We start from the raw sequence: 17,419 nt of genomic DNA, 5'->3' as shown, positions 1-17,419 counted from the left end.
CCCCCCGACGGGGCAATGGGGGCTGCGCCTGCACGCAGCCCCGGCACGCACCCCGCGCTTACTTGTCGGCGCGGACCGTGGCGATGACCGTGCCCTTGACCGGCTCGCTCCAGCGCAGCCGGATCATGTTCTGCCCCGCCCCCTGCTGCGCCTGTGCATAGGGCGCAAGGTACCGCACCGCACCGCCGGAATCGGTCAGCGCCCCCTGCGCAACCACCGCCTGAATACCCCGGCTTTCGGCGCCAAAGGGCAGCTTGCCCTCGGTGTCGATCAGCCAGTTATCGGACGCGGTTGCCTGCTGATACTCCAGCCGCAACGGGTTTTCCGACTGAACGCTCACCCCGTGATACATGTTGCCCTCGAAGATCAGGTTCTTGGTCCGGTCGTAATTCAGCCCCGAGAAACTGGTATCGACCCGGTCAGCCCGGTCGATATAGCCGTTGATTGAGCGGAACTTGTTGCCGGTCACCGTCATGCCGTTGATGAAATGGCCCACACCATGCGGCTTGATCACCACATAACTGAACCAGGGCGCCACCTCTCCCGACAAAAAGATATTGTCGGTGATGCTCATCGAACTGAACGAGAACCCGCCGCTGAAATCGGGATTGGCATCCTGTTCGTTGGTCCATTCAAAGCTGCAATTGTCGACATAGTTCTCGGCGAAGGTGCAGCTGGAATAGGTGCCGATGATGACGATCCCCGCCGTGCGCGGCCCGTTCGGCACAGCATCCCCCTGGAAGAAGTGATTGCCCAGGATCATGTGGTTCTGCCCGGCCATGACGCCGAAGTGCAGGAAATTCGTCGCGCGGTTGTGGCGCAGCTTGACGTCGTTGGCATTGACGTTGAACGCGATCGAGGTTCGATCCGCGACATTCGCCCCCTCTTCCGAGGACAGGAACTGGCACCCGTCGATCAACATCCCCTGGCAGCCGCCGCCAATCGAGGTGATGCCGCGATCCTTGGGCCGGCTGATGAAACAGTCGAACAGCGCAAATGTCGCGCCCGCCGGGGCCAGCTTGATGCCGCTACAGGTGTTGTTGCACTGGAATTCGATGTTCTGCATGTTGAACTTCGACAGAGAGCTGAAGCCGCTGAAATCCAACATGTATTTGTAGTCGTGAAAGGTGAAGACCTGCGTGCCCGCCGCATCGTAGAGCCCGGCGTTCAGCGTGATCTCCCCGGCACCCACATTCTTTGAGCGCACGTAGATCTCGCGCCCCACCCCGGCCCCGGTGACCCGTGCGCCAACCGGAATGTTGGCGACATTGGCAACATTGGTCAGCGTGCGCTGGTTCGCCGGATTATAGGTCGCCAGCGAGGTATAGGTCTGGGTGTCCCAGGCCGGTCCGCCCACTGCCTCCAACTGCCCGTTGCGGATCACCCGCCGCGTGGAATAGCTGTTTCGGTTCGGCACCGCCGCCTGCATGTCGATCGGCGCTGTGATCGTCACCTTGCGCCCACCCAGGTCCAGCGACTCGTGATCGACCCCGTTCAACAGCGCCTGGAACGCCTTGCGAAAGGCGGTCTCCTCGTTGCCAAACGCGGTGATATAGGCCGGCAGGTTGTAGTTCTTGGTCAGGATCAGCATCTTGTCGACCGGCATCGACACCGTGCCCTCGAACTCGATCTCGGACTGGATGTTGACCGTCTCGCCCAGGAAATAGCTGCCCTCGGGCACGAACACCCGCCGCCCGGCCGCCGCCGCGTCTGCCGCTTCAAACGCGGCCGCATCGTCGGTCACCCCGTCGCCCACCGCGCCATAGTCGCGCACATCCACAAGGGTCAGCATGTCGCGCAGGAACACGCCGGTGACATCGGTGATCTCGATATCGTCGATCCGCACGATGCCGCCGCTCGGCCCTTCCAGGTTGATCCCGAAATGACCGTAGATCGCCGTCCGCCCCCAGGGCATGTCGACGCCGCCGCGATTGCCCGAGCCGACGATGCCGGTCACCTCGACCACCTGACCATAGGTGGTCAGCGTCACCGCAGGGGCAAGCTCGGTCACCCCCGTCACATGGGCGCCCCCCGCGCCACCGGCCCAGCCCGCCACCCGCACACTGGGCAGGTTGCCGCTGATCGCCTTGACGCGCACCTTGACCTGCAAGTAGCAGCCCGGCTGCAACGGCGTCTGCCCCATATAACGCAGCTTTTGTACCGAACTGGTCTTTTGCAGCTCCAGACAGCCGCCGAAATCCGCGTCCGCTGGCACGAATGCGGCATTGGGCGCGCCGTCATAGGTATCCGATCCCGGTGTGCCGTCGCCGCTCGACCAGACATCCAGCCCCAGCTGGAAGGCGGGCGGCATAAAGTTGATGCCCTCGGTGATTGCCTTGTTCATCCAAATCCCTTTCCCAATCGCGCCGCAGACCACCTGCCCTGGCGCATGCATGTGACGGGTCCGGGTCGCCCCCGAACGCGCCATATCGCTAAAGGAAAGGGATTAACCGGCGCTCAGGGCACCGTGACGGTGGTGTTGCCTCAGGCCGACAGGCCCGGCGCCTTCAACACCTGCACCGCGTTGATCTTCCAGCCGCTTTCCAGCTGGATCATCTGGTAATCCAGGTAATGCACCGCACCATCCGCATCGGTGATCCGCACCGTCTGCCACAGCGCGCCGTCTTCCTCGTGCAGCTCCAGAAAGGTCACATCGGAGGGCCGCCACACCATCGGATAGCCACCCCGCACCATCGCCCCGAAATTCTCGGGCGTGCGAAAGATGTCGCGGATCGTCGGGCTGGCAAAGCTGAAGGCAGTCACGAAATCATCCGCCAGAAAGGCCTCGATCTGGCTGCCGATGACGGTCTCGATCTCGTCGCTCTGGGCCGCGGCGGGGCCAGCCAGCCCGGCCCACAAGGTCAGCATGAACAGCAATTGGCGCATGGCGTCTCTCCCGGTTCGCTGCCCAGTACTACGCGTCGCGGCGCCGTCCGGATCAGTCCAGATCGGTCCAGGGCCAGGGTTTGACCTCGCTGGCCGCGGTCTGGAACCGCGCCGCCTTGGCGATCCAGATGCCCAGGTCGGTGCCGAAATCGGCAAGCCGTGCATTCGGCTGGCCCTTGCTCACCGCCATGATGATGAACTGCACCACCGTGACTACCGCCAGAATGGTCTGCGCCAGGTTGATCATGATCGCGATCAGGATCATGTGCAGCAACCGCCACCACAAGCTGTCGCGCTGTTCGGGCTCTTGCTGATCGCCGTGCACGCGGCCTTCGAATTTGTCTTCGTCCGACATTGGCATGCTGTCCTCCGCGTCTGTGATGCTGCGGAGCCTAACACAGAAAACGGCGCCCGCCAGCGGGCGCCGCCCTGTTCATTGCAAACCGCCTCAGACGAGCTCGCCCGCCAGCGCCTTGTCGATCAGAGCGATGGTCTCGGGGATGCCGTAAAGCGCGATGAACCCGCCAAAACGCGGGCCCTGCGACGCGCCCAGCAGCACCTCGTAAAGCGCCCCAAACCAGGCGCGCAGCGGGTCGAACCGGTCGCGGCCCACCGCATAGACGATGGATTGCAGCGCCTCGTCCTCAACCGGTCCGTCATAGGCGGCCAGTTGCGCCCGCAACTCCACCAACGCCTCGCGCTCGACCTCTGTCGGCGCCCGGTAAACCCGCGTCGGCTTGACGAAATCGTTGAAGTAGCGCACCGCGAACCCGGCCGCCTGGTCCAGATCGGGATGGCTCTCGGCGCTGGCCTCGGGCGCGTAACGGCGGATAAAGCCCCACAGCGCCTCCTTGTCCTCGGCCCCCGACACGCTGGCCAGGTTCAGCAGCATCCCGAACGGCACGATCAGGGTCGAGGCAGGCACATCGCCACCATGGATATGCCAGACCGGGTTGTTCAGCTGCGCCGCCAGATCCTGGGTCGGATAGGCCCGCAATTGCTGGTGATACTCGTCCACCGCCTTGGGGATCACGTCGAAATACATCCGCTTGGCGGTCTTCGGCTTCTGGTACATGAAATAGGCAAGGCTTTCCGAGCTGGCATAGGTCAGCCATTCGTCGATGCTCACCCCGTTGCCGCTCGACTTGGAAATCTTCTGCCCGTTCTCGTCCAGAAACAGCTCATAGGTGAAATGCTCGGGCGCGGGCACGCCCAGCACCCGGCAGATCCCGTCATAGATCGGCGTATTGGTCGAGTGATCCTTGCCGTACATCTCGAAATCGACGCCCAGCGCCGCCCAGCGCGCGCCGAAATCGGGCTTCCATTGCAGCTTCACGTTGCCGCCCGTCACCGGCAGCGTCCATTCGCGCCCGTCCTCGTCGTCAAAGGTGATGGTGCCGTCCTTGGCGTTCACCTCTTTCATCGGCACGTACAGAACCCGCCCCGTCTCGGGGTGGATCGGCAGGAAAATCGAATAGGTCTGCTGCCGTTCCTCGCGCAGCGACTTCAGCATGATCTTCATGATGTCGTCATAGCGTTCGGCGGCGCGCAGCAGGATCTCGTCGAACTGGCCCGACTTGTAGAACTCGGTCGCCGAATAGAACTCGTACTCGAACCCGAATGTATCCAGGAACCGCCGCAGCATCGCATTGTTATGATGGCCAAAGCTTTCATGGGTGCCAAACGGATCGGGCACCGAGGTCAGCGGCTTTTGCAGATGCTCGCGCAGCATTTCCTGGTTGGGCACGTTGCCCGGCACCTTGCGCATGCCGTCCAGATCGTCCGAGAAACAGATCAGCCGGGTCGGAATATCGCTGATCTCATGGAACGCACGACGGATCATTGTGGTACGCGCCACCTCGCCGAATGTCCCGATATGCGGCAGGCCCGAGGGACCATAGCCGGTCTCGAACAGAACATACCCCTTCTCCGGCGGCGCCTTCTCATAGCGTTTGAGCACCCGCCGCGCTTCTTCGAAAGGCCAGGCCTTGGACGCAAGGGCGAGTTCACGCGAGTTGGACATGTCGGTCTCCATCGGGGGGTATCCGGGCGCCCCATGCGCCCTGTCCGGCTGTCCTATTGTGCCAGTGCAGCATGAGTCAATAAACCGGTGCCTTTTCTGCCCTATTTCCGGGCATTTTCGGCGATCCAGTCCAGGATTCCCCGAACCTGCGGGTCCGCCGCCAGCCCGTCGCGCGCCGCCATGAAATAGCCGCGGGCCGACACCGCCTCTGGCCCCTCCAGCCGGACCAGCGCACCGGTGTCCAGAAAACTGTTCAGCACCCCGTCCCAGCACAGGCACACCCCCTGCCCGGCGAGCGCCGCATTGACCAGCATCGCGTAAGAGTTGAAATCCAGCACCCGCGCCCCCGCCGGCATCTCTGCCCCGACCGAGCGGAACCAGCTCGGCCAGTCGTGCCACTGGCTGCGCGCCGCCTCCATCGTCAACAGGGTCATGCGGGCAAAATCATAGGCATCGCCGCTCATCCCCCGCCGATCCAGATACAGCGGGCTTGCCGCCGGGAACACGCCATCGCCCAGCAGCCGCACCTCTCCTGCGTCCTCCGCCAGCCCGAACCGGATCGAGATATCGCCGGGGCGCTGCGGCTCACCATACTCCTGACTTATGATGCGTATCGTCACCTCGGCAAAGGTGTCTTCCAGCTCTCCCAGCCGGGGGATCAGCCAGAACGCCACCAGCCCAGAGGGTGCGGTAATCGTCACCACCTTGCCCCGTGCCGCCTGCCGGATTTGCGCCACAGCGGTTTCGATCTGCCCGAACCCGCCGCGCAAGGCCCGCAGCAAGTCCTTGCCATGCTGCGTCATTCTCACCGGTTTGTGACTGCGGTCGAACAGGGCACAGCCCAGATCCGCCTCCAGCGCCGCGATCCGTCGCGACACCGCGGGCTGCGACACGTTCAACTCGGCCGCCGCCGCCGTCAGTGTACCATGGCGTGCCGCCGCATAGAATGCCGTCAGCCCGGAAAAGCCTGGAAGCCGCTCCATCTATCATAACCTCAGCGTATAATCATGCGCATCTTTACGCGATTGCCCGCGCCCGGCAAGCGGCTGTATTGCTGCCCCAACAACAAGGAGCCCGCCATGACCGACCTTCTCGACAGCTTCGCCGCCGAAATCGGCACCGCAACGCCGCTGCATCAGGCCAGCAACCTGCCGCATGCCCCGCTGGCGGTCGACGCCGCCCATGTGCCGCTCTCCGGCGGCACCGACCCGACCTATGGCGAGGTACGCTGGCGCACGCTGATCAACGGCACCCCCGAGGCGCCCCGCGATCTGGTGCTGGGCCTGGCCGAGTTCGGCCCCGGCGACCGCCTGCTGCCGCACCGCCATACCCCTGCGGAATTCTATCTGGGCGTCCAGGGCTCGGGCACCGTCACCATTGACGGCGTTCCGCATCACATCGCGCCCGGCATCGCGCTCTACATCCCCGGTGATGCCGAACATGGCACCGTCGCCGGCCCCGAGGGCCTGCGCTTCGCCTATGGCTTTGCCTCCGCCGGGTTTGAAAGCATCGAATACCGCTTTTCCGCCAGCGCCTGATTGCCGCAAACCGGGCCGCGCGCTAACGGTTGAACCCAAGGCGCGCGCCCCCTATCCTGCACCGCAGCACATACGCAGGCAGGACCCCACCATGAGCGACCAACTTCCCCATCCGATGACGCCCCAGGATTGCCTTGTCGCGATCATGATGGCCGTCTCCGCCTCGGACGAGAACATCCGCACCGCTGAACTGGTCAAGATCCAGTCGGCCGTAAACATGCTGCCCGTCTTTGCCGAATACGATATCGACCGGATGAAACAGGTCAGCCAGGTGGTCTTTGACCTCTTCGAACAGGAGGACGGGCTTGATGCGCTCTTCGGCCTGATCCGCGACAACCTGCCCGAGCGGCTGTTCGAAACCGCCTATGCGCTGGCCTGCGACGTGGCCGCCGCCGACGGGCAACTGGCCGAAACCGAGCTGCGCCTGCTCGAAGAGATCCGCTACGAGTTGAACATCGACCGCCTGCACGCCGCCGCGATCGAGCGTGGCGCGCGCGCGCGCCACGTGGTCTGACCCGCGCCTCAGCTGCCGTAGATCGCGCCCCAGCGCTCGATCAGTTCCTGCTGCAGCTTCTTTGACCGCACATTCCAGCCGCGCGCGCCCTCGGGGCGTTCGCGGTCCTCGGGGCGAATGCGCGCGCGCCGGTCGAAATCGGCGCTGAAAATGGCAAAGGCCAGCACAGTGCCATCCGCCGCCGTCATGAACCCGCCCAGCCCAGAGACGAAGTTCAGCGTGCCGGTCTTGGCGACCACCCGGATCGGATGATCCCGGATCACCCGCCCCTTGGCATCGCGCATCGGGATATCCTTGAGCAGCCCCGGCAGCGTCCCCGCCTTGCCCGCCTGCACCAGCGCCGCCGCCAGGCCGCGCGGCGTCATGCGCGACGCCTCGCCCAACCCTGAATGGTCCACCAGGCTGGTGCCCGCCATGCCATAGCGCTCGGCGGCCCAGGCACTCATCGCCTGCCCCGACTCTTTCAGCGTGCGCGGCTGCCCGCCGCGCGCGATCGTCGCCGCCAGCCCGACCATCTCGGCGGTCAGGTTGGTCGAGAACTTGAGCATGTCGCGCAGGATCTCGCTCAGCGGCTCGCTATCGTGATGCGCCAGCATCCGCGCGCTGGCAGGCAGGCTGCGGATCACCTCGACCTTGCCCAGAACCACGCCGTTCGACCGCGCCAGCGTCTGGAACACATCCCCGGCATAAAGCGCGGGCTTGCGCACCGGCAACCAGCGCGAGCCATCCTGGCCCAGCGCCTTGCTTGCAACCGTCCAAGCGTCGATGCGCTGATGCTGCTCGTAGGTATAGATCGGCAGCGCCCGGTTCACGACCTTCATCTCGGCCATCGCCACCGCCGGCCTGATCTTGTCGCTGCGCGCATCCATCGCGACGGACCAGCCCTTGCCCGCCCGCTTCCACTCGAAATGCACCCGGTTGAAATTCAGCGCGATGCCGGACACCGCCGGGCTGTATCCCACATGATCGGGTTGCTCGGGGTCGATGCTGAACACCTCGGGCAATGCCCCGTCATACACCTTGAATCCGCCGCGCACCTCGCGCAGACCCGTGGCCTTCATCGCCCGCGCCAGGCTGGCCAGCGCATCGGTATCCAGAACCGGATCCCCGCCGCCTGCCAGAATCAGGTCTCCCTTCAGCACCCCGTTTTCCACCGAACCATCCGCCAGCACTCGCGTGCGGAACCGGTGCGACGGCCCCAGCGCCTCCAGCGCGTAAAGCGCGGTCAGCGCCTTGGCCACGCTCGCGGGCGGCAGTCCGGTCGCGCCCTCGACCGCCTCCAACTCTTCGCCGGTCTGGGCATTGACCACGGCAAAGCCGACACGGCCCGACAGCCCTGCCCGCGCCAGAACCGCTTCGGGCCGGGTCACGCCACTGGCGTCGAACGGGCGCAAGGGCGGGCGCAGCGAGGTGGCGGGCGGCGCCGCAAGCCCGGCAACCGGGCTCAGCGCCGCGCCGAGTCCGGCCAGGAATACACGTCTGGAAACACGATCAACCATACGCCCATAAAAGCGCAGCGCAGACAGACGCACAAGTGATCCTTTGCGGGCTTTTCGTCCGGTTTCCGGCATGTTACCGGGCAAACATGGGCCGCGCCATTCTGATCATGTTCCTTGCCATGTCGCTGATTCCCGCCGGGGACATGGCGGGCAAGATCCTGACCGGTCAACACGGGGTCTCGCCCGTCTTTGTCGCCTGGTCCCGCTTTGCGTTGGGGCTTCTCGTGATCCTCCCCTTCGTCCGCGCCCCGGCGCTTGCGCTGCTGCGGGACTGGCGCGTCTGGCTGCGCGCGCTGTTGCTGGCAGGCGGCATCCTCTCGATCCAATCGGCGCTCAAGACAGAACCGCTCGCCAATGTCTTTGCCGCCTTCTTCGTCGGCCCGATCCTCAGCTATGCGCTATCCGCGCTCTGGCTGCGCGAACCGGTGACATGGACCCGCTCGGCCCTGATGCTGGTGGGGTTCCTGGGCGTGCTGCTGGTGGTCCGTCCCGGGCTTGGCGGCTCGCCCGGCCTGCTGCTGGCGCTGCTTGCGGGCTGTTTCTACGGTGCCTTCCTGACCGCCTCGCGCTGGCTCAGCCACCTGGGCACACCATTGGCGCTCAGCTTTACCCAACTGGCCATCGCCGGTCTGGTGCTGACACCCTTCGGTATCGCCAACCTGCCCGCGCTTGACATGCAGACCGCCGGGCTGACCCTGGCCAGCGCCATGGGCTCGATGCTGGGCAACCTGCTGTTGCTGGTGGCCTATGCCCGCGCGCCCGCAACCCGGCTGGCCCCACTGGTCTATTTCCAGCTTATCGCCGCCGCCGGTCTTGGCTGGGCGGTGTTCGGCGACCTGCCCGATCTCTGGACCTGGGCGGGCCTGTCACTGGTGCTGGGCGCCGGTCTGGTCTCGGCGCTCCTGCGCCGCTGACCAGCCCCCCGCAGCCCGGATCCGGGTCGAGCTGACATCGACCATCGGCACATTGACGAAACACCAGGCGGGCGCCTGCGACCGGCCCAGCAGATGCCGCGCCTCTCCGTCGAGGCGATAAGGCGCATAGGCCCGTGCCGCCGGTGACATCCGGGCCGAAATCCGATCCCCCGGCCGGGCCACCACACCCACCGGCACCGTCTCCATGATCTGCCGCCAATCCTGCCAGCGGTGCAACTGCGCCAGGTTGTCGGCCCCCATCAACCAGACGAACCGCACCCGGGGATAGAGCCGCCGTAGCGCCGCGATCGTGTCCGCCGTGGCCCGCGTACCCAGATGCGTCTCGATATCGGTGACATCGACCCGCGGATGCCGCATCACCGCCCGCGCCGCCTCCATGCGCCGCGCCAGCGGCGCGGGTCCCCGCGCCTTCAGCGGGTTGCCGGGCGTCACCAGCCACCAGACCCGGTCCAGCCCGAACATCTTCAGCGCCTCGCGTGTCACATGCACATGACCCGCATGCGGCGGATCAAACGACCCTCCGAACAGCCCGATCACCTGGCCGGGCCGCGCATATGGAAACCCCTGTCTCATGAAGGCCTTGCTTGGCGCTTGCGCCCCGCCTTGTCAATCGGCAGGCCGCACCGCATCGCCCAGCCTGATCAGGCCCGGCTCCAGCACCTCGGCGCACCAGCCGCCATGCCCGCGCACCGCCGAATAGCCGCCGGGACCAAATGTCTCCTCCATCCGGGAACAGGGCGCGCAGACCACCGTCAGCCGCAACACCGCCCCGCCCAGCCGCAAAGGCCGATCCTTGAGCGCCGCCAGGTTGATCCCCTCGACCACGATATTGCGCCGCAAATCGAACGGCGAGACCGCTTCACGCCCAAGATATGATCCGATGGCACCCAGATGCTCGCCCTGCACCAGCGTCACCGCCCGCTTGCCGGGCCGCCCGTGATCCCCCGCCAGACCGCCGGCCTCGACCTGCGCCTTTTCGACCGCCACCAGTGCCGCTCGGCGTTCAGGTCGCAGCCCGATCCACGCCACCCGCCCCGGCTGCGCCCAGCCCGCTATCAAGGATTTCAGATCCGCCATCAGCGCTCTCCCGCCAACTCGTGCAGCTCCAGATCCGGCAGCCGGTCCAACGGATAATCGGAATGCAGGGTCCAGATATTCTCGTGATCCAGCGTCAGCGGCCGCAAGGTCCCGCCCGGAAAGGCCCGCGTTCTGAGGGTCAGCGCCATATCCGACATCACCCCCGGATTGTCCCGGAAATACGAATGCCCCAATCCACCCGCGCCCTCGACCCGGATGAAATGCACCAACCCCACCTTGCGCAGCGACGCCAGCTCGCCCGGTGCGAAATCGGTGGCGTCAAGCCGCCCGAACCGCGCCTCCTGCGTCAGGAACGACGAATAGGCCAGCGCCTGATCCCTGGGGTTGATATACACACTCACCTGCTCGAACGCCTCGGAAAACCGTTCGGATATCAGCCGCTGCCGCACCGTGCCCACGTCCAGATCCGGCGCCGCCAGAATCAGCGTGCCCGTCTTCATCGTCAGCTTCGGCTGATTGCCTCGCGCCCGCTCGCGGATCACCAGTTCGCGCAGGGCCGAGGTCGCCACATCCGTGCCCCGCGAGTGGGCGACGATGTCGATTTGCTCCACCTCGGGGACCGAGGCCAGCAGATCCAGCACCTCCTTGAAATGATAAACCGAGAAATCGCCCGACTCGCTGTCACGGAAGTACTTCAGCAGGCCAGGATTGCCCGCAGGCCAGGAAAACGCCATCGGGATCGACCGGCGCCCGGCATAATGCCAGACATTGGCCAAGGTCGTCAGCGCCTCGGGGAAATCGTTGGCAAACCCATGCACATAGATCAGCACCGCACCAGTGCCACTACGCCGCACCTGCGCGCCCATCATCTCGCGGAACCGCGCGGCATAGGCGTCATAGTCGCGCTGCGCCCGCGCCTCGGTCACTACCCGCCCCTCTCTCCGCTCTGCGGGCAAGGGCGAGCGGGCGAACCGGATCTCGTCGCGAAACCCCGCCAAGCTCAGCCGAGGCGGCCGCCGCCCCGGCCCGGCCTTGGTCAACTCCACCAGTTTCGGCCAGCTCGTCACTCCGTCAAAGGATACCGTGGCCCGGCCAAAGGCCAGGCTATCGGAACGGTCCGACAGGTACTCCACCTGCCCGTCCTCCTTCAGGTCCTGGCTGCGATTGGTCGCATAAAGGATTTCGGGGGTAACGGTTTGATAGTACTCAGTCACCTGCCCCGCCTGGTAATTGCGCCCCTCGGCATAGATATTGGGCACCCGCGCCAGACGGTCAGGCCGGGTTCCGCAGGCCCCCGCAACAAGGCAGGAGAGAACCGAGAGGGCGAACAGCCGCCGGTCAGGCCTTATTGCGTGGGGCACGGGCTCGGTCTCCTTTCGACCACCGATAAGGGATCACCAGCGCGGAACTCCAAATCACAATTGCGTTTGCGCCACGCCGCGTGGCGCATTGCCCCCGTCCCCGCCATTCGCTATCACACCGGCCAACCCGACTTTCCCCGACCCAGAGGACACGACATGGCCGCCTATCAATATGTCTACCACATGCAGGGTGTCTCCAAGACCTACCCCGGTGGCAAGAAATGCTTCGAGAACATCCACCTGAACTTCCTGCCGGGGGTCAAGATCGGCGTGGTCGGCGTCAACGGCGCCGGTAAGTCCACCCTGATGAAGATCATGGCCGGCCTCGACAAGGATTTCACCGGCGAAGCCTGGGCCGCCGAAGGCGCCAAGGTCGGCTATCTGCCGCAGGAGCCGCAGCTCGACCAGACCCTGACCGTGCGCGAGAACGTCATGCTGGGGGTCAAGGCCAAGAAGGACATCCTCGACCGCTACAACGAGCTGGCGATGAACTACTCGGACGAGACCGCCGACGAGATGGCCCAGTTGCAAGACCAGATCGACGCCGAGAACCTCTGGGATCTCGACAGCCAGATCGACGTCTCGATGGAGGCGCTGCGCTGCCCCCCCGACGACGCCGATATCGCCAATCTTTCAGGCGGCGAAAAACGCCGCGTCGCGCTCTGCAAGCTCCTGCTCGAAGCGCCCGACATGCTGCTGCTCGACGAACCGACCAACCACCTCGACGCCGAAACCATCGCCTGGTTGCAACAGCACCTGATCGACTACAAGGGCACCATCCTGATCGTCACCCACGACCGCTATTTCCTGGACAGCATCACCGGCTGGATCCTGGAACTCGACCGCGGCCGCGGCATCCCCTACGAGGGCAACTATTCCTCGTGGCTGGAGCAGAAGGCCAAGCGCCTGGAGCAGGAAGCGCGCGAGGACAAGGCCAAGCAAAAGACGCTGGAACGCGAACTGGAATGGATGCGGCAAGGGCAAAAGGCGCGCCAGGCCAAATCCAAGGCCCGGATCCAGGCCTATAACGAGATGGCCAGCCAGTCCGAGCGGGAAAAGGTCGGCCGCGCCCAGATCGTCATCCCCAACGGCCCGCGCCTGGGCTCCAAGGTGATCGAGGTCAACGGCCTTTCGAAACACATGGGCGACAAGCAGTTGATCGAGGGGCTCGACTTCTCCCTGCCCCCCGGCGGCATTGTCGGCGTCATCGGCCCCAACGGCGCCGGTAAATCGACGCTGTTCAAGATGATCACCGGGCAGGAGAAACCCGACGCCGGCAGTATCGAGATCGGCGATACGGTCAAGCTCTCCTATGTCGACCAGTCGCGCGACGACCTCAAGGACAACGATACCGTGTGGGAGGCGATCACCGGCGGTGCCGAGCTGATCCAGCTGGGCGATGCCCAGGTCAACAGCCGCGCCTATTGCTCGTCCTTCAACTTCAAGGGCGGCGACCAGCAGAAAAAGGTCTCGCTGCTCTCGGGCGGGGAGCGCAACCGCGTCCACATGGCGCGGCTCTTGAAAGAGGGGGGCAACGTCCTCCTGCTCGACGAACCGACCAACGACCTCGACGTCGAAACCCTGCGCGCGCTCGAAGACGCGCTGGTCGATTTCGCCGGCTGCGCCGTGGTTATCTCGCACGACCGCTTCTTCCTCGACCGCATCTGCACCCATATCCTGGCGTTTGAAGGCGACGCCCATGTGGAATGGTTCGAAGGCAACTTCGAGGATTACGAAGAGGACAAGAAGCGCCGCCTGGGACCGGACGCGCTGGAGCCCAAACGGTTGAAGCACAAGAAGTTCGTGAGGTAAATCACGACACGATTGATCGGGCGGCTACGGCCGTCACATTTCGCAAGACTGCGTAGGGTGGGCAATCTTGCCCACCACTCCCATCTGCACCACGCTGGGCGGATAAACGTAGGGTGGGTTTGCAACCCACCCTACGCATTTTCTCCAAATCGTCCCTCGGGTATGGGACCCGACCAATCCGCCTCGATCCGCCCTTTCCGAATGTCTCGGTGGATCGACGAGTACGGCCAGTCAACCGGCCGTTCCGCCAACCCGTGTTTCACCGGATTGAGCCAGCAATATCGCATATGCGCCTCGTAATCGGCGGTGTCCCGAATGTGATGCTCCCAGAACCGGCGTTGCCATATCCCGGCGTCCGCCTTTGCTACTTTGCTTGCACTGCGGGCGCGTCTCATCTCTGCCACGTCGGTGGGTTTGAAACCCACCCTACCCGCCCCCTGTAGGGTGGGTTTCAAACCCACCATACTTCCGCCTGTCGACCCCACTCCCCTGGAAAATCGCGCCTTGATCGCGCCCCACCGGGTAGAGAAATCGGCATCCCCATCCGGCAAGGTCCAGACTGCATGCAGGTGATCCGGCAGAACCACCCAGGCGTCGATGACAAACGGCCGCGCGCGCTGTGTCTGACGCACCGCCTCGCGCAGGACGTCAACCCGGTTCACAAGCAGGGAGCCACCGCTCTTGGCAAGCGCCACCGTGAAGAAGACCGTGGCGCCGGGCATCCGGGGTCTGATGTAACACGCCATGACCAGACTCTATCGCGACACGGTTAACAGGTGGTCAACAGGGCATGTGACGGTCTTGTACAAAACGGTCAATCCGCCCCCTGGGCCGCGTACAAAATGGTCAATTCACCGTACGCGTAGGGTGGGTTTCAAACCCACCGCGCCCGCGCCACACGGCCATACAGCGAATGATCGCGCAAAATGCGCCGGCAGGATTTCGACTGTTGGAAGATTTTGGCAGGGGCAGCAGGGTTCGAACCCGCGACCTACGGTTTTGGAGACCGTCGCTCTACCAGCTGAGCTATACCCCTATCGTGGCGACGGAGATATGTCAGGCGTGCGACGGACTCAAGACCCTTTTTCACGGGCTTCGGGGAAAAAGACGGGGACAAAGCCGTTGCACCGGGCGTTTGGTCCGGTATGACGGTCGGCACCGGGAACCAAGGGGGCAAGATGAGCCTGCGCAAGAAGATCGCCGATAGCGAAGCCGTGCTGAACTGGGCCGCGCGGCGCATTGCGTCTTACATCCGGATGGTGCATCGTAACACCCGCTGGCAGCGGATCGGCTATGGCGAGCTCGACCAGCTGGCGGCGGCGGGCGAACCGGTAATTGTGGTGCTCTGGCACCAGCGGCTGGCGCAGTCGCCTTATTTCTTCCCGCTGGACAAGGGTCGGATCTGCTCGATCACCTCGGCAGCGCGGGCGGGCAGCATGGTTGGCCGGGTGCAGAAACTCTTCGGCATGGACACCATCGCGATGTCAAGCCACAAGCGCCATGTGGCGCTGTCGCGCGAGGTACTGGGGCTGATGAAGCAGGGAATCTCGATCGGCATCGCGGCGGACGGGCCGCGCGGGCCCGAGCGGGTGTCTTCGACGGTGCCGCTGATCTGGGCCCGCACCTCGGGCAAACGGGTTTTCGGGATCACCTATTCCGTCCGGCATGGGCGCGAGCTGGGCAGCTGGGACCGGTTGCTGCTGCCACGTCCCTGGCGCAACGACGGCGTGTTCCTGTGCCGCGAGTGGACCGACCCGGTGCCACGCAAGGCGTCGGAGGAAGAGATCGAGGCCCTGCGCCAGAGCCTGGAAGATCATATGAACGAGATCACCGCGGAAGCGGATCGCATGGTCGGCCGGACCCCCTGGTCGCCTCCCGCCTGAGCCAAAGCACGGTGCAGGCTTATCCGTGTATCACAGCGCCGGTGGCGCCTGTCGGTTGTTGTGGCTCAGTGCAGCCTGTTCACACGGCGCTGCATCATGGCGCAGAGGGCGATTGACCGGCAGATGGCCTGAAAGATCGTGGCGGGTTGGGTTTTGTTGAGAAGCGGCATTCGACTCACTCCGATTGAATCCTGACTATCCCATATTTACGCGGCACACAGCGGAGGTCTGTGATCTGGGTTACCATAGGTCAACTTACTCGCAGTCTTGTTGCGGCGTGAGGTTTTCGCCGAAAGACTTCGGGGACGGCGCCTGGTTGGGCGATCCGGGGTTGAGCGCGGTTAGCCGCCTTCCGCGTCCTGCGCCGCGTGCAGGTCCGAGTAGCGGACCCGCACCTGAATGGCCTGCATGAATCTGGACTGCGCTACCAGCGCTTTTAAAAAATCAGATAGCTCGTCGATAGGTAGACCCGATGATACAGCGCGGTCGAATTCGGCCTCCGCCTCTTCGAACCGGCCTTCGGCGATAAGAACCAGGGCATTGCGGTAGATCACCCATTCCGACGTGGCATCCAGCGCCAGCGCCCTGTCCACCGCCCGGCGCGCGTTAGCAACGTTTCCCAAGGCCAGTTCGATCCGGGTGAGCAATCTGAAGTCCGATTCATCGGCACTGTCGAGTACCGAGGCGGCGTTCATTCGCAACCGCGCCTCGTCGTATTCCCCTTCTACGAACAGATACCAAGCCAGCCAGTATGTTGCGAAACCGTCCTGGGGATGGCGAGTGACGTGGCCACGCAGAGTATCGATCCCGGTTTGGCGCTGCCCAAGCGCGTTCAGGGCCTGTGCCTTGCGCACGAACCCGGCCCCGCGGTCGGGGTCCTGGTCGATCAGGTATTCGGCATCCTTGAGCGACTGTTTTGGCCGCTTCAACTCGCGTAAGATCAGCGCGCGCAGCGACCGGACATCATAGTCTTGCGGCGCGGCCGCCAGCGCCTTGTTGCTATAGATAAGGGCCCGTTCTGCTTCGCCCGTGTTCCGCAGGACCGTTGCCATACCATAAAGCGCATTGGTGTCGTCGTTCGCCACGGCCAGCGCGCGTTCGAAATAGTCTCGGGCGCGGTCCTGTTCGTCATTGGCCTCCAGAGTCCAGGCTGTTTCCCGCAGCGCCCAGCGGTAGTTGGGTGAAAGCGCGAGAGCGATCTCCATCTGCCGGAGAAACTCGTCGAGATCGATCCGGTCAGCTCGGTACCTGGATGCCGCTAATCCGGACAGGATGTGGCCGGTTGGCCCCTGTGCCAGCGCCTGTTCGTGATAGTCGATAGAAGCGTCGTAGTCGTTGGCCACAAAGGCCAGGGTGCCCCGCCCATATAGCGCATCCTGATGATGAGGGTCGAGGGCAAGCATCCGGTCAAAGATCTTGCGGGCCGGTTCCATGTGATCCAGATCGTAATGCGCCCAGGCAAGAGTGCCCATCATCTTGAGAACCTGGCCACGAGAGGCGCCAGAAGACTGAAGGGCCTGTTCGCAAATCTGGATGAGCCGCTCGGCCGGTTCGTCGTTTTCGACGCAGATCGAGGCATAGGTTGCCTGCGAATTCGTGATCAGCGGCTTTGCCTGTGGCAAGCCCGGTAGAACGGTCAGCAGGAACAGGAAACCAACGCGATGAATGAGCCAACCCCCTGCGCAACTGACGCGAGCTGGCGTCAGATTAGCGAGACGCTGTTTTGCTGAAAAGGCCCATCTTTTTGCATCAGGCGGGCTTTCCGGATGCTTTGCTCGGAGGCTTGGGAAGTTTTGTCAATAGACGCGGTTATTGGTGAAGGATTTCGGGCTGTGGTGGGAGTGGAAATGAAGAAGGCCGCCCTTTTTGGGGCGGCCTCTCCTTAGATCAACGGTGTGGGCACTCAGTGCTCCTGCGGAGCAACGGCCGC

At 64.2% G+C, this 17,419-nt stretch carries 16 protein-coding genes and 1 tRNA gene; 5 read left to right on the top strand and 12 right to left on the bottom strand.

The annotated features are described in order from the left end of the window. Positions 1-58 precede the first annotated feature (58 nt). The 5 genes from G0P99_RS22505 to G0P99_RS22485 form a co-directional block, all read right to left on the bottom strand. Positions 59-2,344, bottom strand: coding sequence for a glycosyl hydrolase family 28-related protein (locus G0P99_RS22505; RefSeq protein WP_164132739.1), 2,286 nt, complete (start codon positions 2,342-2,344; stop codon positions 59-61). A 140-nt stretch (positions 2,345-2,484) separates the two neighbouring features. Next, the gene (locus G0P99_RS22500; protein ID WP_164132738.1) at positions 2,485-2,886 is read right to left on the bottom strand and encodes a DUF4864 domain-containing protein; all 402 of its coding nucleotides are present in this window, start codon (positions 2,884-2,886) and stop codon (positions 2,485-2,487) included. 52 nt (positions 2,887-2,938) lie between these two features. Next, positions 2,939-3,241 carry a DUF4389 domain-containing protein gene (locus G0P99_RS22495; protein WP_164132737.1) on the bottom strand — a complete coding sequence of 101 codons (303 nt, stop codon included), beginning with the start codon at positions 3,239-3,241 and terminating at the stop codon, positions 2,939-2,941. A 93-nt stretch (positions 3,242-3,334) separates the two neighbouring features. Then, entirely contained in the window at positions 3,335-4,909 is a 1,575-nt protein-coding gene (locus G0P99_RS22490; RefSeq protein WP_164132736.1) for a lysine--tRNA ligase, read from the bottom strand. A 101-nt stretch (positions 4,910-5,010) separates the two neighbouring features. After that, positions 5,011-5,892 (bottom strand): LysR family transcriptional regulator, encoded by an 882-nt coding sequence (locus tag G0P99_RS22485; RefSeq protein WP_164132735.1) that lies wholly within the window; start codon positions 5,890-5,892, stop codon positions 5,011-5,013. A gap of 96 nt (positions 5,893-5,988) precedes the next feature. Here G0P99_RS22485 and G0P99_RS22480 point away from each other — a divergent pair, with 96 nt between their 5' ends. Together G0P99_RS22480 and G0P99_RS22475 are read left to right on the top strand one after the other, a co-directional pair. Then, on the top strand, positions 5,989-6,447 hold the full coding sequence (locus tag G0P99_RS22480) for a cupin domain-containing protein (RefSeq protein ID WP_164132734.1): 459 nt from the start codon (positions 5,989-5,991) through the stop codon (positions 6,445-6,447). A 91-nt stretch (positions 6,448-6,538) separates the two neighbouring features. Continuing rightward, positions 6,539-6,961 carry a tellurite resistance TerB family protein gene (locus G0P99_RS22475; RefSeq protein ID WP_164132733.1) on the top strand — a complete coding sequence of 141 codons (423 nt, stop codon included), beginning with the start codon at positions 6,539-6,541 and terminating at the stop codon, positions 6,959-6,961. 8 nt (positions 6,962-6,969) lie between these two features. Here the strand turns inward: G0P99_RS22475 and dacB are convergent, their stop codons facing one another. Continuing rightward, positions 6,970-8,460 carry a D-alanyl-D-alanine carboxypeptidase/D-alanyl-D-alanine-endopeptidase gene (gene dacB / locus G0P99_RS22470; RefSeq protein WP_164132901.1) on the bottom strand — a complete coding sequence of 497 codons (1,491 nt, stop codon included), beginning with the start codon at positions 8,458-8,460 and terminating at the stop codon, positions 6,970-6,972. Between the two features lie 86 nt (positions 8,461-8,546). On the opposite strand from dacB, the gene G0P99_RS22465 reads away from it, so the two are divergent. Further along, entirely contained in the window at positions 8,547-9,374 is an 828-nt protein-coding gene (locus G0P99_RS22465; protein WP_164132732.1) for a DMT family transporter, read from the top strand. Here G0P99_RS22465 and G0P99_RS22460 read toward each other — a convergent pair. The 3 genes from G0P99_RS22460 to G0P99_RS25130 are packed head-to-tail and all read right to left on the bottom strand — an operon-like array spanning position 9,327 to position 11,794. Next, complete coding sequence (locus tag G0P99_RS22460; protein ID WP_164132731.1) at positions 9,327-9,968, bottom strand: nicotinate-nucleotide adenylyltransferase; 642 nt, start codon at positions 9,966-9,968, stop codon at positions 9,327-9,329. The two genes, G0P99_RS22465 and G0P99_RS22460, sit on opposite strands and share 48 nt — an antisense overlap. A gap of 33 nt (positions 9,969-10,001) precedes the next feature. Next, entirely contained in the window at positions 10,002-10,472 is a 471-nt protein-coding gene (locus tag G0P99_RS22455) for an MOSC domain-containing protein (protein WP_164132730.1), read from the bottom strand. Then, positions 10,472-11,794 carry an alpha/beta hydrolase gene (locus G0P99_RS25130; protein ID WP_164132729.1) on the bottom strand — a complete coding sequence of 441 codons (1,323 nt, stop codon included), beginning with the start codon at positions 11,792-11,794 and terminating at the stop codon, positions 10,472-10,474. The genes G0P99_RS22455 and G0P99_RS25130 overlap by 1 nt, the downstream gene beginning before the upstream one ends. Positions 11,795-11,950: 156 nt before the next feature. Between G0P99_RS25130 and ettA the strand changes: the two genes are divergently transcribed. Further along, positions 11,951-13,606, top strand: coding sequence for an energy-dependent translational throttle protein EttA (gene ettA, locus G0P99_RS22445; RefSeq protein ID WP_164132728.1), 1,656 nt, complete (start codon positions 11,951-11,953; stop codon positions 13,604-13,606). 131 nt (positions 13,607-13,737) lie between these two features. Here the strand turns inward: ettA and G0P99_RS22440 are convergent, their stop codons facing one another. Beyond that, complete coding sequence (locus G0P99_RS22440) at positions 13,738-14,352, bottom strand: transposase (protein WP_164132727.1); 615 nt, start codon at positions 14,350-14,352, stop codon at positions 13,738-13,740. A 214-nt stretch (positions 14,353-14,566) separates the two neighbouring features. Next, a tRNA-Trp gene (locus G0P99_RS22435) sits at positions 14,567-14,642 on the bottom strand. Between the two features lie 142 nt (positions 14,643-14,784). Between G0P99_RS22435 and G0P99_RS22430 the strand changes: the two genes are divergently transcribed. Next, positions 14,785-15,489, top strand: a complete 705-nt coding sequence (locus G0P99_RS22430; RefSeq protein WP_164132726.1) for a lysophospholipid acyltransferase family protein — start codon at positions 14,785-14,787, stop codon at positions 15,487-15,489. Between the two features lie 341 nt (positions 15,490-15,830). On the opposite strand, the gene G0P99_RS22425 is transcribed toward G0P99_RS22430, so the two are convergent. Next, the gene (locus tag G0P99_RS22425) at positions 15,831-17,111 is read right to left on the bottom strand and encodes a lipopolysaccharide assembly protein LapB (protein WP_164132725.1); all 1,281 of its coding nucleotides are present in this window, start codon (positions 17,109-17,111) and stop codon (positions 15,831-15,833) included. Between the last annotated feature and the right edge of the window lie 308 nt (positions 17,112-17,419).

Source organism: Ruegeria sp. PrR005, from assembly GCF_010500245.1.
Taxonomy (GTDB): Bacteria; Pseudomonadota; Alphaproteobacteria; order Rhodobacterales; family Rhodobacteraceae; genus Ruegeria_B; species Ruegeria_B marisflavi.
Note: the sequence above shows the minus strand (reverse complement) of the source record. Positions and strands in the feature narration are given on the sequence as shown.

Excerpts from the sequence above, each read along its gene's own strand:
- G0P99_RS22505 (WP_164132739.1), bottom strand. The coding sequence starts at position 2,344 with ATGAACAAGGCAATCACCGAGGGCATCAACTTTATGCCGCCCGCCTTC.
- G0P99_RS22500 (WP_164132738.1), bottom strand. The coding sequence starts at position 2,886 with ATGCGCCAATTGCTGTTCATGCTGACCTTGTGGGCCGGGCTGGCTGGC.
- G0P99_RS22495 (WP_164132737.1), bottom strand. The coding sequence starts at position 3,241 with ATGTCGGACGAAGACAAATTCGAAGGCCGCGTGCACGGCGATCAGCAA.
- G0P99_RS22490 (WP_164132736.1), bottom strand. The coding sequence starts at position 4,909 with ATGTCCAACTCGCGTGAACTCGCCCTTGCGTCCAAGGCCTGGCCTTTC.
- G0P99_RS22485 (WP_164132735.1), bottom strand. The coding sequence starts at position 5,892 with ATGGAGCGGCTTCCAGGCTTTTCCGGGCTGACGGCATTCTATGCGGCG.
- G0P99_RS22480 (WP_164132734.1), top strand. The coding sequence starts at position 5,989 with ATGACCGACCTTCTCGACAGCTTCGCCGCCGAAATCGGCACCGCAACG.
- G0P99_RS22475 (WP_164132733.1), top strand. The coding sequence starts at position 6,539 with ATGAGCGACCAACTTCCCCATCCGATGACGCCCCAGGATTGCCTTGTC.
- dacB (WP_164132901.1), bottom strand. The coding sequence starts at position 8,460 with ATGGTTGATCGTGTTTCCAGACGTGTATTCCTGGCCGGACTCGGCGCG.
- G0P99_RS22465 (WP_164132732.1), top strand. The coding sequence starts at position 8,547 with ATGGGCCGCGCCATTCTGATCATGTTCCTTGCCATGTCGCTGATTCCC.
- G0P99_RS22460 (WP_164132731.1), bottom strand. The coding sequence starts at position 9,968 with ATGAGACAGGGGTTTCCATATGCGCGGCCCGGCCAGGTGATCGGGCTG.
- G0P99_RS22455 (WP_164132730.1), bottom strand. The coding sequence starts at position 10,472 with ATGGCGGATCTGAAATCCTTGATAGCGGGCTGGGCGCAGCCGGGGCGG.
- ettA (WP_164132728.1), top strand. The coding sequence starts at position 11,951 with ATGGCCGCCTATCAATATGTCTACCACATGCAGGGTGTCTCCAAGACC.
- G0P99_RS22440 (WP_164132727.1), bottom strand. The coding sequence starts at position 14,352 with ATGGCGTGTTACATCAGACCCCGGATGCCCGGCGCCACGGTCTTCTTC.
- G0P99_RS22430 (WP_164132726.1), top strand. The coding sequence starts at position 14,785 with ATGAGCCTGCGCAAGAAGATCGCCGATAGCGAAGCCGTGCTGAACTGG.